20 protein-coding genes are annotated in these 14,217 nt (G+C 56.5%); 13 read left to right on the top strand and 7 right to left on the bottom strand.

All coding sequences use genetic code 11. From position 1 onward, the window contains the following. Positions 1-731: 731 nt before the first annotated feature. The 3 genes from MGEO_RS21615 to MGEO_RS21810 are packed head-to-tail and all read right to left on the bottom strand — an operon-like array spanning position 732 to position 1,748. Positions 732-908, bottom strand: coding sequence for a hypothetical protein (locus MGEO_RS21615; protein ID WP_170102932.1), 177 nt, complete (start codon positions 906-908; stop codon positions 732-734). Further along, positions 905-1,474 (bottom strand): tyrosine-type recombinase/integrase, encoded by a 570-nt coding sequence (locus MGEO_RS20330; protein WP_158091072.1) that lies wholly within the window; start codon positions 1,472-1,474, stop codon positions 905-907. The genes MGEO_RS21615 and MGEO_RS20330 overlap by 4 nt, the downstream gene beginning before the upstream one ends. Continuing rightward, entirely contained in the window at positions 1,410-1,748 is a 339-nt protein-coding gene (locus MGEO_RS21810; protein WP_233140042.1) for a DUF3489 domain-containing protein, read from the bottom strand. Before MGEO_RS21810 ends, MGEO_RS20330 begins: the two co-directional genes overlap by 65 nt. Between MGEO_RS21810 and MGEO_RS21250 the strand changes: the two genes are divergently transcribed. From MGEO_RS21250 to MGEO_RS20300, 6 genes are all read left to right on the top strand, one after another. Next, positions 1,702-2,028: a hypothetical protein gene (locus MGEO_RS21250; RefSeq protein ID WP_233140044.1), complete on the top strand. Its 327-nt coding sequence runs from the start codon at positions 1,702-1,704 to the stop codon at positions 2,026-2,028. The genes MGEO_RS21810 and MGEO_RS21250 overlap by 47 nt on opposite strands. A 461-nt stretch (positions 2,029-2,489) precedes the next feature. Beyond that, positions 2,490-2,924 carry a protein-tyrosine phosphatase family protein gene (locus MGEO_RS20320; RefSeq protein WP_146132428.1) on the top strand — a complete coding sequence of 145 codons (435 nt, stop codon included), beginning with the start codon at positions 2,490-2,492 and terminating at the stop codon, positions 2,922-2,924. Between the two features lie 19 nt (positions 2,925-2,943). After that, positions 2,944-4,377 carry a hypothetical protein gene (locus tag MGEO_RS20315; protein ID WP_085641567.1) on the top strand — a complete coding sequence of 478 codons (1,434 nt, stop codon included), beginning with the start codon at positions 2,944-2,946 and terminating at the stop codon, positions 4,375-4,377. A gap of 70 nt (positions 4,378-4,447) precedes the next feature. Then, complete coding sequence (locus tag MGEO_RS20310; protein WP_158091071.1) at positions 4,448-5,335, top strand: metallophosphoesterase family protein; 888 nt, start codon at positions 4,448-4,450, stop codon at positions 5,333-5,335. A 212-nt stretch (positions 5,336-5,547) separates the two neighbouring features. Continuing rightward, positions 5,548-6,123, top strand: a complete 576-nt coding sequence (locus MGEO_RS20305; RefSeq protein WP_146132429.1) for a hypothetical protein — start codon at positions 5,548-5,550, stop codon at positions 6,121-6,123. Positions 6,124-6,136: 13 nt separating this feature from the next. Further along, entirely contained in the window at positions 6,137-6,961 is an 825-nt protein-coding gene (locus MGEO_RS20300) for an SdiA-regulated domain-containing protein (protein ID WP_233140040.1), read from the top strand. A gap of 27 nt (positions 6,962-6,988) precedes the next feature. On the opposite strand, the gene MGEO_RS20295 is transcribed toward MGEO_RS20300, so the two are convergent. Genes MGEO_RS20295 through MGEO_RS20280 form a run of 4 tightly spaced genes read right to left on the bottom strand, consistent with a single transcriptional unit; the run spans position 6,989 to position 8,600 of the window. Continuing rightward, entirely contained in the window at positions 6,989-7,330 is a 342-nt protein-coding gene (locus MGEO_RS20295) for a GlsB/YeaQ/YmgE family stress response membrane protein (protein ID WP_106299250.1), read from the bottom strand. Positions 7,331-7,357: 27 nt separating this feature from the next. After that, complete coding sequence (locus MGEO_RS20290) at positions 7,358-7,627, bottom strand: hypothetical protein (RefSeq protein ID WP_085641563.1); 270 nt, start codon at positions 7,625-7,627, stop codon at positions 7,358-7,360. A gap of 25 nt (positions 7,628-7,652) precedes the next feature. Then, the gene (locus tag MGEO_RS20285) at positions 7,653-7,964 is read right to left on the bottom strand and encodes a hypothetical protein (RefSeq protein ID WP_085641562.1); all 312 of its coding nucleotides are present in this window, start codon (positions 7,962-7,964) and stop codon (positions 7,653-7,655) included. Between the two features lie 27 nt (positions 7,965-7,991). Continuing rightward, on the bottom strand, positions 7,992-8,600 hold the full coding sequence (locus MGEO_RS20280; protein WP_085641561.1) for a hypothetical protein: 609 nt from the start codon (positions 8,598-8,600) through the stop codon (positions 7,992-7,994). Positions 8,601-8,746: 146 nt separating this feature from the next. On the opposite strand from MGEO_RS20280, the gene MGEO_RS20275 reads away from it, so the two are divergent. From MGEO_RS20275 to MGEO_RS21610, 7 genes are all read left to right on the top strand, one after another. Then, positions 8,747-9,040 carry a hypothetical protein gene (locus tag MGEO_RS20275; RefSeq protein WP_085641560.1) on the top strand — a complete coding sequence of 98 codons (294 nt, stop codon included), beginning with the start codon at positions 8,747-8,749 and terminating at the stop codon, positions 9,038-9,040. Positions 9,041-9,087: 47 nt separating this feature from the next. Next, positions 9,088-9,252, top strand: a complete 165-nt coding sequence (locus MGEO_RS21485; protein ID WP_158091069.1) for a hypothetical protein — start codon at positions 9,088-9,090, stop codon at positions 9,250-9,252. A gap of 165 nt (positions 9,253-9,417) precedes the next feature. After that, on the top strand, positions 9,418-9,735 hold the full coding sequence (locus MGEO_RS20270) for a hypothetical protein (RefSeq protein ID WP_085641559.1): 318 nt from the start codon (positions 9,418-9,420) through the stop codon (positions 9,733-9,735). A 123-nt stretch (positions 9,736-9,858) separates the two neighbouring features. Then, positions 9,859-10,161, top strand: a complete 303-nt coding sequence (locus tag MGEO_RS20265) for a hypothetical protein (protein WP_085641558.1) — start codon at positions 9,859-9,861, stop codon at positions 10,159-10,161. Beyond that, positions 10,158-10,661, top strand: coding sequence for a hypothetical protein (locus MGEO_RS20260; RefSeq protein ID WP_085641557.1), 504 nt, complete (start codon positions 10,158-10,160; stop codon positions 10,659-10,661). Before MGEO_RS20265 ends, MGEO_RS20260 begins: the two co-directional genes overlap by 4 nt. Positions 10,662-10,868: 207 nt before the next feature. Beyond that, positions 10,869-13,205 (top strand): S41 family peptidase, encoded by a 2,337-nt coding sequence (locus tag MGEO_RS20255; protein WP_085641556.1) that lies wholly within the window; start codon positions 10,869-10,871, stop codon positions 13,203-13,205. Positions 13,206-13,387: 182 nt separating this feature from the next. Further along, positions 13,388-13,723 carry a hypothetical protein gene (locus MGEO_RS21610; protein ID WP_143746323.1) on the top strand — a complete coding sequence of 112 codons (336 nt, stop codon included), beginning with the start codon at positions 13,388-13,390 and terminating at the stop codon, positions 13,721-13,723. Positions 13,724-14,217: the final 494 nt, after the last annotated feature.

Genomic DNA, 14,217 nt, shown 5'->3' with positions numbered 1-14,217 from the left:
GAGAGAGGTCTCTAACGGGTCCTACGGGTGTAACGGGTGTGAGGGGATACTGGCCAGTATTACTGGCGATGGTTCATCGGCCAGAACCCTGTTGATTCTTACAAAATACATGTTTGTCATTAACGATTTCCATGCAAACCTCTCGTATGCGAGTTTTGATATATGGTCAGGTTGCAGTGTCTATCAATGAAGGAGGTTCGATATGACGTTTAGAGGTCTTCTCCCGCTTCTGATGTCCTGTTTGATGGTTGTACCTGTAGCAACAAAAGCAGGAGAAAGAGGGGCTTTCGAATACTCCGTGAGCTGTGCCCAGTGTCATGGAGCTGATGGTGCAGGAAACGGTCCAATTTCACAGTATCTTGTAGACCCTGCGCCGCCCTTAACATCACTCAGTCAGAACAATGGCGGGACTTTCCCGGTCGAGTACGTCGTCGGAGTTCTGGAAGGTACAGTTGACGTTGGAGTGCATGGTCGAGATATGCCAGTGTGGGGCGCCCGCTATAGAGAGGCTCTGATGGAAGGTGTCGAATGTGGGATTACGGCTACCGAGTGCGAAGTCTTGGTTCGTGTGCGCACATTGTCTCTAATTGATTATCTCGCATCACTTCAGTCTGAATAGCCAATTTAAGGGCAATTTAGCAGCGGAGCCTTTGCTCGGCTCACCGGCGACGGCAACGCGATCCTAGAACGTCATGAACCCCCGGCCAGCGTGAGCCAGCCGGGGACCGTGGTTAGGGCAGTCTGCGGGCCACTACATAATCAGCCAACCACTGCCAGTAGGCTGCTGCATCAGGAAAGCCCTGACCTCTGGCTGCTACGTTCTCCGCCTCAGAACGAGAAAGACCGCCATCGTACTCGGCGATAGCGGCCCTCTCCTCGAAGCTTTCGATGTCCGGGATCCGGGTCATGATACCGGCACCCTGATCTGGTCGACGATGTCCCGCTTCTGCTCGTCCGATATACCAGCCGAGTAGATGCTGTAGGTGATCCCGTTCTCTGACCGGGCGGACTTATGCCCCACAAGAGAGGCGGTGAAGTGCTCTGGCACACCCGTTCTCTCACACTGGGTGATGAACCACTTTCTTGTGCTGTGGAAGACCAGCCCGGGACGGTCGATGCCCAGCTTCTCTCTCAGAACCGCGAACCGCTTGGTGATGTCATTTACCGTCAGGTCCGGGAACAGAGGTCCACTGCTTGGCAGAGACGACAGAACAGCATCCAGGTGGGCATGCACCGGCACCAACCGATCTGCGGCTTCTGTCTTCAGCAAGCGAAGGGCATTGGGCCTGACATGGAAGAAGCACCCAAGGTTTCCCTTGGCGACGATATCTTCCCTGAGCAGTCCTGCCGCCTCCCCAGCCCGCATGCCCGACAACAGACACACCAACATCACCTTGCCGATGATGGGGTCAGACCTTCTGAGCAGGGTTGCCACTTCCTTGTCTGTCGGAACCGCATAGGGCTTGTGCTTCACCTTGGCCTCGAACCGGACCGAGGAGAACGGGTTGGTCTCCAGCTCTCCCTCGTAGACACACCAGTCCAGCCAGTGCTTGACCTGTGACCAGATACGGCGCTGGGTCCGCCCAGTGATCCGCTTGGGGCTGCACCGGGACCAGTCCACAGAGGCATCCAGAGACAGGCCCTGGGTCTTTCCTGAGGCCAGTAATCGCGGCCCGCGCCGTATGCACCTGCCAGCCTAGCTTGGCGCTGATCGTCAAGATGTCGGCGCCGGCCTTCGCCGACAGCATTTTGACTAGCTGCGCTTTCTTGGTGGCTGCGGGTTTGGACTTCGTCATCATCTCGATCTCCTGGTTTGGTCAGGAGCACATTGCTCCTGCTACCAGGCAGAGCCCGGAGGTCCGGGCGGAGATTGGCGAGCGCGTCGGCGACGTGCACACTACCGCTCCCTTCGAGCGTGAAGTCCAATGGAAAGTGGAAGAGAACGTCGTGGCTATCAGGCGATCAACGCAGCTGGTGCAGAAACCGACAGGAAGAGCGGAAAGCCGTCATTCGCTGCGCCGCAGCTAGCTTATCTCATCATTTTGAGAGCAGCCATTAAAGTTTGGTCGTGATCTGTGCTCACAGGAGGTGAACAACTGGGTCAGCGTGATCAATTCCGAAAAGAGAGGGTTCATCCATTTGCTCAGGGTTTCAAAGACCGCTTTCGAATTTGTGATGCATCTTGCCTACGGTTATTTCCAAACGATCTGCTCAGAACGGCATTGAAATTTTCTCGCGGCTGCTGGACCATGATGGCAACAATGCCAAGGAGAGGCTGTATGTGGAAGTCGCTTGCAGGAGTTCTGTTTTGTGTTCTGGCGTCGACAGTTTCCGCAGACGTGACATCTCGCGGTGGAGGACCTAGCGAGAGCGCTATGCTTGCGCGGAACGCGCCCGATGCGCCTGACGGGATGACTTTTTTCCGGCCTGTCCTATCGGGTGTGCTCTATCGGAGTGGTTTTTCGGGTGGCGACGAGGACCGAACGGGTATGTCTTCTGCGCAGCGCGTCTCTCTGTGCGAAAGCGGTTTCGACACGGCGTTTTACGCTGACTTTGGCAAGAATACGGATTTTGGGCGGACGTCATGCGGGTCCGGAACGCTTGACTATGCGGCGGCGCGGTCGTCGCGACCGTCGGCTGTGATGCAGGCGATTCACGACACGATCAAGAACCCGGGCAAGGGCCCCGTTCTTGTGCACTGCATGTGGGGTGTTCATTCCTCTGGTGCGTTGTCCGCGATGGCACTTGTTCAGTTCTGCGGCTGGTCCGAAGAGCGCGCCAAGGCCTATTGGGACAAGGGTCGTAACGGCGCGCCGTGCTCGAACGGCTGCGATGCATGGATCGACGCGAAGTTCGACAAGTTCAAGGTCGATTCATCGCTGTCGATCACTGATGCCGAACGCGCTGCAATTTGCCCGAAATAACCGAAGGACCGCCAAACGGATGATCCGGACTGTACTTTCCTGTCTTGCGGCGCTTGCCGCTGCCCCCGCCTTTGCCAGTGATGCGGTTTTGGGTGAGGCGACGACCTTTTCCAGCCCGAATGGCGTCGTTGAGCGTTGCGTACGCATCACCCCGATCCCTGGCGGCGCGTACTCGAATGGTGATCTGAAGGACGAGGCCGCGTATTGCGCGATCGACCTCTACGCTGCAGAGGTCGCCCTGTGTCCAAAGACGTGGAGTACAAGCCCCGGCATGATGGTCTATGAAATTTCGACGGGGCCATATGCGAATGACCGCGCTGCGTTTGAACGCAACGCCTGCAAAGAAGGCAAATCGGCCAAGGACCTGGCCGAAGATGACCTTGCGAAATTCAAGGTGACGATGAACGCTGAGGGCACAAGCGGTACTTACTCGGCCTCTCCACTGCTGTACTATCATTTCTCGCGGTACTTCGACATGGCCGTAATGGTGCCGGTGACCGTCTGGCGTTCGATGGACGTTGCGATGCACAATTCAGAGGTCGCGCGTCCAGGTCTTGCGAATTCGGGACATAATCGTTCGGCGCGGATGAATCACGCCGGGTGGCAGCATCTCGTAGATGCCGAGGCGAACCCGGCCTCATACAGTCCGACGAACGACATCTTTACCTCTGACCGTACGCAGATTTACGGGATCCTGACATCCAGCCCGGGACACCGCTATGGCTCGGAAATGAATGGCACACGCAAATCGGGATGGGGCAAAGGGCAGAGCCTGGATTTCCAGGAAACCCCTGCGTTCCTTGCACTGCGTGAGGATGCACCATTGATCGAGGCAATCGATGCCGGGCTATCCAAAGGTCGCCGCGATAGCCAGATCAACCGTGACCTTGGTCCGGACGTGCCGCGTGAACAGATGGCCTACTGGATGCGGGAAATCTCGGAAATCGTGCTTCTGGACTTCATCTTCAGCCAGCAGGACCGGGTCGGTAATATCGACTTCACGCCTTATTACTATTGGGCTGAGAACGGTGAAGTGAAGCACAAGAAGGCCAAGCATCACGAAGTTGGTGATGGTGATGTGCCGGAAGGCGCTTTGCTTCTGCGGCGGACGAACCTGAACGACAACGATGCCGGCGGTCGAGTGGCCTATGCCAATTTCGCCAAATCCACACAGATGCTCGAGAAGCTCAGGCATTTTGACGGTAAGATGTACACCCGCTTGGTGGAACTTGACCGCGATTTGCAGAAGCAGGGGCCGATTTATCAATGGCTCGCACAAAGCCTCGGGTTGAAGGACCGTGAGGTGGCGCAGGTTGTGAATAACACCGCGCTGGCGGTGGGTATCCTGCAGGACAGCTGCCGTGCCGGGCGACTGCGCTTTGATCTGAACCCGAAGACTTTTTTCCTTGAAGGGGACGTGGTTCGCGACACGGTCGCTTGTGACCTTGGTTAGAGCTCTATTCGCATGTGTTCTTGCCTTTTGCAGTGCGACAAGTGTCGCGTCTGAAGGGCTGCGCATTGTCGTGATCTCCGATCTGAACGGCTCTTACGGATCGACCGACTATTCTGGCGACGTGCCGCGTGCGGTTCAGGCGACGATCGATCTTGAGCCTGATCTGGTCCTTTCGACGGGGGATATGGTTGCTGGGCAGCGCCGGCCGCACCTGTCAGAGAGTGAAGTTCGGGCCATGTGGCGCGCGTTTCATGCGGCAGTCAGCGATCCGCTCGCGGCGGCCGGAATCCCGCTGGCCGTGACACCGGGAAATCATGACGGGTCCGCATATCCCGGTTTCGAAATGGAGCGGGACATCTATCGTCAGGAGTGGATCGCCCGCCGGCCGGACCTGCGCTATGTCGAAGCCGATACCTACCCGTTCTTTTATGCGTTTGACATCGGCCCGGCTCGGATCGTGTCGCTCGACGCCACGCGCGTCGGACGATTAGACGAGGCCCAGATGCAAGCTCTCGGCACGGCATTCGACGGCGCAGGTCCCGCGCGTATCGTCTTTAGTCACATTCCGCTCTGGCCGTTCGCACAAGAACGTGAGACCGAAATCATCGGAGATCCTGAACTGGAGACGCTTCTGGAGGATGCGGATATCGACCTGCATCTTTCGGGGCATCATCACGTGTTTTACCCCGGCTATCTAGAACAGTTCGCGGTGGTGTCGCAGGCCGAGCTTGGCGGCGGTGCAAGACGGTTGATCGGCACCAACGAACGGTCTGCCCGGAGCATCACGCTTCTTGAGATCTCGGCAAGCGGGGCCATCCAAATCTCGGCGTTTCGCGCGCCGGATTTCAAGAAGCGGATCAATATGCGCGGATTGCCAGAAAGGATCATCACGCGGGACCGGGTCATTAGGCGCATTGATAAGACAGATGCGAGCGGTGTGGAGTTGAAACAGGAATGAGGAATCCAAACAAAGGCACGCTGAACAATCCTAGCAAGATGCCAGTATTTCTGACGATACTTTTGATCTTCGGCCTTCCGGTCGTCGCATCGGCCCAGATGCCGGAAGGCTCTATCGTTCTTCCCTCCGACGTGACGATAAGCGGGTCTGGGTGGGGCCAGCTTCGTGATCTGGAAGAGCTAAGCAGCTTCTTTCTGGCTGTTCTTGAAACAATGGCCTTCGTCGCTGCATTTGCTTTTCATCCAAGAGCTAGTGCGGTGCGGCAGAGCCAGCGCGGTTGGTTGGTTCAAGCAAGCCTCTTCCTCTTTGGCTTGATCGGCATGCTGATTGGATTTCTTGTGATCCATCACGGATATCTCATCGGCTTTGTCGTATTCGGCATCGGCGGACTGTTCCGTTTTCGGATGGAATCCAGCTCTCTTCTCGACGGCGCGCTGCTCATTCTCGTGACCCTTATCGGACTGTCCGTCGGTCTGGATTTGCCGGTCATGGCTCTGGTTGCAACAATCGCTGGCTGGACAACGCTATGGTTTGTCATTGCAACGAAAACGTCTGCCCTGGAGCTCAAGTTCAAAGACGAGGAAAGCTTGACGGCGGCCCTGGATCTTTTGCGTAAGACCCTTGAAGGCCTGGATTTCCGTGTTGTCTCGGTCAAGAAAACCGATTTCAAACCGGTCGTTGAGTTGATCCTGTCTCACAAGGACGCGGATGCAGTGAACGGTATTCCGGGTATTCTCGAAGACCTGAGAAAGGAAGGGCTTGGCGTCAAAGATTGGTATGTTTCGTAGGTTTTGGCTCCTCGTGGCGTGGGCGCTGACCGATGCCGCTTCTGCACAAGCGCAAGACTACGAGCTAAGATTCGTTCGCAGTTTACCCTTGTACCTTCCGGAAATTGGTTTGGACGAGCCATCGGGCTTGTCGGTAGACGACAAAGGAAAAGGGTTCTGGATCGTCAGCGACAATACGAAGGCGGTCTTCTGGCTGGATGCAGGTGGAGGCCTGCAGCGCCAATACGAAGATCCAAGGCTGCACGATCTTGAGGGCATAGCCCTGGACGCCGAAAATAAGCGGCTGCTCTTGGTATCCGAAGAAACGGCGAGCCTCATCGAGGTGGGACTGCAACCACCACATCCAATCTCGCGGCGTCCGCTTTCTGAGATGGTGTCTTACATCGACCTTGAAGAGGTCTTGCCAGACCGCCGGAACGGTCTTGAGGGGATCACAATCGATCCGTTGACCGGGACGGTTTTCGTAGTTTCGGAGCGCGATCCAAAGCTGTTGATCGAAATTTCGTCTGATCTCGAAAGCGTCGTTGGCGTTCACGACCTTGATCGAGTGCCGGTCCCGAAGGAAAGCAATCATGATGATGTATCAGGCATTGTCATGGATACCTTGCGAAACGGCTTCTGGGTCGTCAGTGACACGGGAAGGTCCGTGGACTTCTTATCCCGCGACCTGGGTGATGGAAAAACGTTCGACTTGTACTGGGAGATTGATGGCAAGCGCCGACGCCTGCACAATCCGGAAGGGGTCGGGCTGTCGCCCGACGGAAGGTTTCTTTTCGTCTTGAGTGACGACGGCAGGGACTCCAAGCTCGTCCAGTACCAGGTCGGCTCGGTTCAGTGAGGTGCTTCGCCTCTCTTTTCGGTGCGGCTAGCGTCGGAGCAGCTTGATGATCAAGAGCAGGATGACTGCCCCAACCAGCGGAGAGAGGATCGCCGCGATCGTGTTGCCACCGAATGTCAGGCCGAGGGCGGGGAACAAGAAGCTGGCGACTATCGACCCACCGATTCCGATCAGGATGTCGGTCAACAGTCCTGATCCCGAACCCTTTACAATAAGGCTGGCCAGCCAGCCCACAATGGCGCCGACAACGATCGCGATGCTCAGACCGATGACAAGCCCCAATCCGGCGCCAACCGCCTCAGCGGTCTGGTCCTGAGCAATCGCAGGACTTGCTGCCGCTACGGCAAGGGCGACGTACAACCAATGCATGCTATGTCTCATGAGGCACTCCAGACTTCAATTTGTGGATTTGTTGCCGACGACGCGGCAGATTGTCCGAAGCAGGGCAAGGTTGATGAGCGGCATCGCGGCTGCGAGCCAGGGCCAGGTTGCTTCAGGTGCGATTTCGATAAAGCGGTTCCAAGGGAAGCCAAGCGGAACGAGGAACACTCCGGCCAGCGGATCGCGCTCTTGTCCGAACAGCCCAAACTGTCCGACAAGAAAGATCGCGAGAGCGAGGAGCCAAAGCAAACCGAACAGTCCGAGGATGACCTTGCAAAGCTTCATCGCGATGCCGCCCTGAGGCGCGGCACTAAAAAGTACCTTCGTTCGTCAAAGACGTGATGTCAGCCGTCGTCCCATCGCTGTAACCAATGCAACTCCAGCGGGCACGTTGCTCACCGACGCCTACAATGACCTGGGTTCCAGCTTGCGAAAACTCGGATGACAAAAGCACGACGTCGCCATTGTTCGTTGTACGTGTCACGTCTCTGAGGCATGCCTGCTCTGCTGCCGTCGGCATGTTGCTGGAGGGGACGCCGGAGGAACTACCAGTGTCTTCGACGCAAGCCGACAGTGCCAAAACCGCCAAGACACCGGCTGCTGCTTTCAAGGTGCTGTTCATTTCAAAGGTCCTTTGTTCAGAAAGCGGTCATTCAATGCCAATGATCAGGTTATAGCTCTGCTCTGACCCGGTCCGATTGATGACTTCGATCACGTGGTCTCCGGATTGCCAAAGCTGGCCTCGATACTCCAGATCGCCACCGGTTCGTTCCAAAAGGAACGAGCTGTCCGGATTGAATATCTGATAGTCGAGCGTGGGTCCGTCTGCGGCCACGCGGGTGTAGAGGAATTGCTCGGCGGAGGCGCCGATGACGTATTGCCTCGATCCACCCGGCGCAAGCGTATCGCTCAGCTCGGTTCCGGTCGTCCCTGCGTCAAAACTCACGCGGACACGATCTGTCGCGCCGGCCATGGCTCCTCCGCCATCGTCGGCGGCGCTCTCGATGCTCAATTCACCGACTGTTCCATCCGAATAAGCTACGCAGCGCCAGATCGTGCCGCCGCGGTCGCGCAGCATGACCAATGTCGCTGCTTCAGAGAACTCCGAACTGAGCACTTCGCCAGACTGACCATCGGGGCCGCCTACGACTCTGAGCTGGTCGATGCAGCCGTCAATGGCCTCTTGTTCGGCGGAAAAGACGGGGCTCGCAACAAAGATCAATAAGGCCGCCGCCGTCGCATGCTTTCTGAATGACATCTCATAACTCCCAGCAATACTTGGTCATATCTCGATTTTTCCCAAGGAAGCTAGTCGCCATCAGCCTTCGTAACAAGTACCTTCTTCAGGGTTGTGCATGGGGTGATGGTCGTTAATCTGATGCATGAACAATACGGGGATGAAACATGAAACTCTCACTCAAAATTTCTGCACTCGCCATCTTTTCGCTTACCGCCTGCGTGGAAGGAGGTCCAACGGTTGGACAGCCGAGCGTCGGCAGCAGCAGCGATCTATCGGCCTTCGAGGGTGCCCGCGCGGGCCAGGCGGAGATGGGCATACAGAATCTTGGCTATGAGCTCATTCGCACCGAGGGCCTCACGGCATATTGGTTTAATCGAAGCACAGGAGCCTGTGCACGCATCACCACCTCCGATGGCCGTTACTCGGATGTGACCATGCTCCCGCCTGGGGATTGCTGATACACCCTGATGAGAAAACGACTGCAAACAAAGCTGAAGGAAAACCTATGAAAAATGCCCTTGCTGTCTCTGTCATTCTCGTCGCTTTGGCAGGATGCGTCGAAGAGCAATCCTTTACGACGGAAGCGGATATCTCGGAAGCAAATCGCGCTACCGAATGCCCTGTGGATGTGACGGAAGCAGATCGCGCCAACTACCCGGCGTGCAACTAATGCATCTGCGGCGTGTGCATGTACGTGGATGGCCACGACCAAGTGCTGTCTAGATCGGCGACAGTTCGGCGATATGCATTTCGGAGCCTAGAGTTAACGCAACTCGTGGCCCCTGACCGCCAAGTTTTCTGTGGGCTCGGCCCATGCACGTTGAGGAGTAGATAGATGAACAACTTGTTGTCGAAATTCGCAACTGGTGTTGCAGCTTCTGTGTCGCTGGCTGGATGTGTTGAAGATACAGGAATGACCAGCCCGGGAATGGCTGGGAACTCCGTTGAAGATCAGGCTCGGGTGAACTGTATGAACGCGGTGACCCGAACGACGGGAAGCAACGAGACCTCCATCATCAGCTCTGAATTCTCGCAAGCCGGTACGCGCGTGGTCGTCGGTGTTGGCAGCAATAAAGCCCCCTGGGAATGCATCGCATATACTGATGGAACCACGTCACAACCGATACGGCTCACCGGTATGGACTTTCTTTAGAGAGATGTTCGATCTGGCGAGTGGATCCGTTGTGCCAGTCGCCTCGGATCGTTCAGTGTCCCTTGCCGTGCGGTGGGACCAACGTGATATTCTTCAATCCACTAAGGAGCATAGGACAGCAGAATGGGAAAACTGATTATCGGCCTTATCGTAGGGCTTGTTGTGGGTGCCGGTGGCGCGCTTTTTCTTGGAGGCGGAGCAATGATGGGCGTCGGTGTGGGAACCGGCCTATCAGCTGGTATTTGTTCGACAATCGGCGCGGCGCAAGATGCCGGCTTGATAACAGCCGAGCAAGCTGACGAGATCGTAGCCGCCGCAGGAGAGCAGCTCTCTGGAATGTCTGCAGAAGACCGTACGACGCCACTCGTGGGCACCGCGACTGCCTGTGACGAAGTCATGCAAAAACTGAGAGAGGCTGCCGAATGAGCTTTTTGACGAAACCAATGGTCGGGGCCTCGCTCCTGGCAGCTTCATTTGTTCCATCGATCGCTGGCGCGAGTGACTCCTTGGAAGCGCTGCTTGGCGGTTCCGTTGTTCAATGCACTGGGGCGATGGCTTGGAGTGAAATTGGGACGGCCGACGACCTGAATGTAGAACCCATGCGAATTGCTGCGCGTGATTCTGCCGATGCTAACGGCCTCGCGATCTTTCTTGGTCAAGAAGACATCATGCAGAACAATGTCTGGTCATGTGTCGATGGGCTTTGCACAGCCAGCGTAGCTGCTACCGGTAACTCGATCACGACGAACACGTTGCAATTGCGAAAAGAGTTGGACCTGCCAGGTGGGGAAGCCGTTTATCAGGCGATTGCTCTCTTCATGATATTTGTACCGGGCGAGGACGCTTTCGAGGTTGAGGGAACTTCAGGACAAGGCGCTTTCCTCTGTGACGGCACGTTGCCCGCCGGCGTCGTTGCATCGCCGTAAATCGTGTCGGAAACTGTCCAAGCGATAGGGAGTAGCTCAAACCTCCGAATATGCGCCCCGATCTGCGTGACCCAGTTCAGTGTTTTGCAAGTAAGCGGCGTGTCGATGCGATCATGAAATGTGTCAGTTGGTCGAAGCCCAATCTACGAAATTTGAGGATTACACTCAGCGCAGCGTCTAAACGTTATAGAGCTTGAGGAAAAGTTGATGAGACGAAAAAAGATCCTTTCATGCGCAGCGCTATTTGTCGCGAGCACTGCGGCCGCCCATGCCGAGCCAATCTCGATCGAAGGCGTCGTCTCCTCTGAGAGCTTCATCTTCCAGCCGCAGTACTGGCCTAATCCATCGGTCGCTCTCTTGGATGCTACCGACATCGTTGCAGGTCGCTTCGACCGCTTCGTAGCCGCTGACAACCAGGTTCTCGGGCGGTTCGTCGACCCGCTGTTCACGGGCGAGGGTCGATACCGGATCGACCTTCCAATCCTTCCCCCGGGCGGTCGTTTGGACTTGAACGGCGATGGCAGTGCGGGGCTTGGCATCTTCGCTCTTGTTTCAGCACCGAATCTGTCCTCCGACAGCTATCTCGAGCAGCTCGAACAGTATGGTGGGCTGCTCTCAATCCTGCTCGACCAAAGGACCGGTGCCATAGAGACTGGGACACTGCTGCTGTTCTCCGAAGATGGCGCCGAGTCCTTTGCGGCCGGATGGGGCGACGACGGGACATGGTTTTCCGAGGACGATCCGCAGCAGGTTGTGCCACAAGGTTGGTCGGTCGCCAGACTGGATGATGAGGGTAGCGTCACCCTAGAGACCGATCCACGACCGGAAATCCATACGATCGAAGCTGCCGATGCTGCGTCTCCGGATTTCTCAGACCTCGGCTATATCGAGGCGTTCGACGCGCTGGTCGACCATCTGCGTACCCGGTACGCCTATTCCGATTTCCGCGGCATCGATTGGGATGCTGTCTCTTCGACCTATCGTCCAGATGTGGAGGCTGCGGCGGCTGCCGATGACGCCGGAGACTTCTATCTTGCGCTGAATGACATGGCGCTGTCGTTCGAGGATACGCATACCTCTGCGAGTGCCGGTTTTCTGAACGCAGCGATCAATTCGGGGAAGCAGGACGCCGAACTGTCTCGGTTTGGCGCCAGGATCGGTGCCGAGGCCTTGGTCGTGTCGAACCCTGACGCGGGCATCCTGCCCGGTGACATGATTCTTGTGAGCCGCGTCGCCGAAGGCTCTCCCGCCGCAGATTCAGGCTGGACTGAAGGCACCGAAATCCTCGAGGTCAATGGCACGCCTGTGAGTGAATACCTCTCATCACTGCCGTTGATCGAGGCGACCGGTGTCGCGGAATTGCAGCCCTATCTGCGGGCACCGCGTCTATTCAGCTTTCCCGATGGAGCGGACGTCTCTTTCACCTTCCGCAATCCGGGAGATCAGGACGCTCAAACCGTCCAAATGACGGCTGGTGACTACATGGTTCCTTTCGAACTGTCGGAACCGGAGAGGTCCTCGATGCCGATCGATTTCTCATCCGTCGGTGGTGTGGCAATTGTATCCTGGCGCAACTTCTCGGACCATATGCTGTCGAAGATCGCCGTCCTGGAGGAAGCGCTTCAGATCGAGGCCGAGACCGGCAGCACGGGTATGATCCTCGATCTTCGTGGCAATGGAGGTGGTCTCGTCGAGCTTTATCAGGTGATGGCGTCCTACTTTTTTGAAGAAGATGACCCCATGCCAGAACAACTATTCGATGTCTGGGAGTACGATACGGATGCCGGTGAATTTGTCACGCTTCTCGCGATTGACCGGACACTGCATTCGCCGCGCCCCAGCCTGGCTTTCACGGGGCCGTTGGTCATTCTGATCGACCAGGGCTGTGCCAGTTCCTGCGAATATTTCACCCAGCATCTGCAGCACCTTGGCCGCGCTGTTGTTGTCGGACAGCACGCTTCCCTTGGTGCCGGCGGATTCATTGATCGGATCGCGATGCCAGAGGGGATCACGTTCCAATACACCGCTGCCCGCACGACATTCCTAGACACAATCGAGCCAAATCTCGAAGCCGCAGGCGTTGTTCCCGATGTCCGTGTTCCGGTGACGCTGGAGACACTGGCGGCTATCCGCAACGGTGAAGACCCGGTGATGGACGCCGCGTTCGACGTGATCGCCGAATTGTCCGACCCGCGCCTGAAACTGACATCCAATCCGTGGAGGTGGACGATGGCCGCCACGGCGGATCTCGAGGAAGTTGAGATCGATACTCCGGAGAGGTACAAAGTTACCTATTCCGAAGATGGTAGCTACACGATGCTGGCTGATTGCAACCGTATCACCGGGGATTGGACGCTGGAGGATTCGATGCTGACGATGACCCCGGGCCCTGCGACCTTGGCGCTCTGTCCAGAGCCATCGCGAGGTGAGGCGTTCGCACGCATAATGACGTCCTCGAACGTTATCGACTTTAACGGAGAAGACCTTTTTATCGTCGTGGATAGCGACGAATACCGAGTCTTCCAGCTTGAAAGGCCCCAATAGGCGCGATGAGGCGTCGTGCTTCATTATCCGGTTGTTCCGGAACGGAACTTGGCCGACTCGAGTGACCGTCGGCTGTTGAGCGAATTTGCTCCGCTGAGTTCAGCCGGTGTTGGACGAGGAAACAAACGCACTTATGCTTTTACCGATTTGGATCTCCGCAAATTTTAAGAAGGGTAGACTGAATGAATAGGTTAGTTCTGGCGCTCTCACTTGTTCTCTCTGGACTACCATCCGTTTCAGCTGCTGATACGTTAGGCTTGGGTCAGATCGGCGCGGCGTGGCAAAATGCCTTGTCAGCGTCAAGATGTGACGAGGTGAGGAACCTTTTTTTGGGTGAGGTAGACTTAGATGATGGCTACATGCCGGCAGAAAGTGTTGTTCGCTTGCTCTTTGTCTCTGCCTACATTCAAGGATATGCTGAAGGTCAGGATATGACCTATGGCGACCTTTTAGCTGTTTGGGGAGCCTTCTGCCGTGAAAACCCTGATGCAAACTGGCGAGACTTCGATAGTAATTGATTTCTTGGATCTGCTGGCTCTGTTGAAAAAAATGTGGATGGCCGCGTTTTCCCTTTCCCGGACAGACCTATCTCACGATGTCCTTGAACAGGACGCCGAGTGCAGTGAAGCCGTTCAGTACAGCAATATGTACAGGTACGTACTGCAAGCCGATTGTAATCGTGTCACGGGCAATTGGACGCTGGATGATACGACGCTGACGATAACGCCGGGCCCGGCGACTCTCGCCCTCTGTCCATAGCCATCGCAAGGTGAGACTTTCGCGCGCATCATGGCGTCTTCGAACGCTATCGATTTCAACGGGGACGATCTTTTCATTATCGTGCAGGGCGACGACTACCTTGTCTTGCAATTGGAAGCTGCCGAGTAGATACGCTATTCCGCCGGTCGCTTGCGACGCGCCTCACACGGTTCGCGCGACCCGAAAGCCGATATTGCCTGCGCTGCTGTCCGGTGAATTGGCGTTGCGGGCAGCAACCCGGTAACGGCGGCGA

It is taken from the genome of Marivita geojedonensis, assembly GCF_002115805.1.
Taxonomy (GTDB): Bacteria; Pseudomonadota; Alphaproteobacteria; order Rhodobacterales; family Rhodobacteraceae; genus Marivita; species Marivita geojedonensis.
Note: the sequence above shows the minus strand (reverse complement) of the source record. Positions and strands in the feature narration are given on the sequence as shown.